Origin of the sequence: Gilliamella sp. B2717 (assembly GCF_026536675.1) — a bacterium.
Lineage (GTDB): Bacteria > Pseudomonadota > Gammaproteobacteria > Enterobacterales > Orbaceae > Gilliamella > Gilliamella apicola_I.
This window is the reverse complement of sequence record NZ_JAFNNQ010000057.1, coordinates 1-1,058: the sequence shown is the minus strand read 5'-3', so window position 1 is coordinate 1,058 and position 1,058 is coordinate 1. Positions and strand designations below refer to the sequence as shown.

The window sequence follows — 1,058 nt, the reverse complement described above, 5'->3', positions numbered from 1 at the left end:
ATACGCCCGCATCAAAATAACTGGCACTGAAGTCAGAGCGAAAGTACATCATAAAATTGAAGCGGTAACGGTTGAATTAGATGATGTTAATTGGAATAATGTTGCTGAAACGAGGACGGTAAATCAACAATATCTTACTGAAATGTCCAATAATGGAGTTAAATTTTCACCTGAAAATGTTTTAAGGGTTGAAAAACTGCCTAATGGTAAAATAGTTTTTCTTGAAAAAGGAAATCTATCTGCAGGTCTTCAACATATTATTAAAGAGCATGCTGACGATTTTGCAAAAATAGGCGTTTCAGAATCACAAATACCAGATATTGTTATGGATGCGGTTTCCAAAGGAAAGATAATTGGTTATCAAGGGAAAGGAACCGGACGTCCAATCTATGAAGTTCTGATTAATGGGCAAAAACAACGTATAGCTGTAACGACAGGTAATAACGGTTTTATTGTAGGAGCTAACCCCGCTGGGAGTGTTAAATGAAAAAAATAAAATTAATGGCTGATTATCAATGTTATCCTCTATGGCTTAATTCAAATGATGCTGTTGGAAATATTAACCCTAATACATTACCAATAAGTAATGTACTAAAAAATGAGCTTAATAGCTGGTCAGATAAATATGATGAAACATTAAATTTAGATGATCCTTTAACTTCTGGATTTGCGACTCCAGAAGAAGAAATGGTCTTTAATGAAATGGGGCAATCTTTAAAAGAAAAGCTGCAAGCCGAATTAGGTGATGATTATGAAGTAACATATCAACAATGATAAAATTATATTCTGGTGGGATGACTCTAGTTTTATTCCTACGGGTGGAAAGCTTGTAAAATCTACAGACGACCAAAGAATATTTGGTTTTGGAGCGAGAGAAATTGCTGATTGGCTAAGAGTTGATATTCAATAAACTCAATCAATATCTGGATTAGTAACTTGATTGATTTGGAAAATAGCCCTGCCCCCGATGATATATTCAGTGTTGGTAATGCGTTTTGGTTTTGATTACTGGAAATTATGTTTTTATAGGTACTGAATACGTCGAAGAACAACAAGTC

At 34.3% G+C, this 1,058-nt stretch carries 2 protein-coding genes and 1 pseudogene; 2 read left to right on the top strand and 1 reads right to left on the bottom strand.

Annotated features, from left to right (window positions below):
- Positions 1–487: pseudogene (locus J3U35_RS06545) on the top strand (hypothetical protein); the annotation flags it as partial.
- Positions 484–774 carry a hypothetical protein gene (locus J3U35_RS06540; RefSeq protein ID WP_267360334.1) on the top strand — a complete coding sequence of 97 codons (291 nt, stop codon included), beginning with the start codon at positions 484–486 and terminating at the stop codon, positions 772–774. The pseudogene J3U35_RS06545 and the gene J3U35_RS06540, both read left to right, overlap by 4 nt.
- Before the next feature lie 62 nt (positions 775–836).
- On the opposite strand, the gene J3U35_RS06535 is transcribed toward J3U35_RS06540, so the two are convergent.
- A partial coding sequence (locus J3U35_RS06535) for a hypothetical protein (RefSeq protein ID WP_267360332.1) occupies positions 837–1,058 on the bottom strand: 222 nt, incomplete at its 5' end.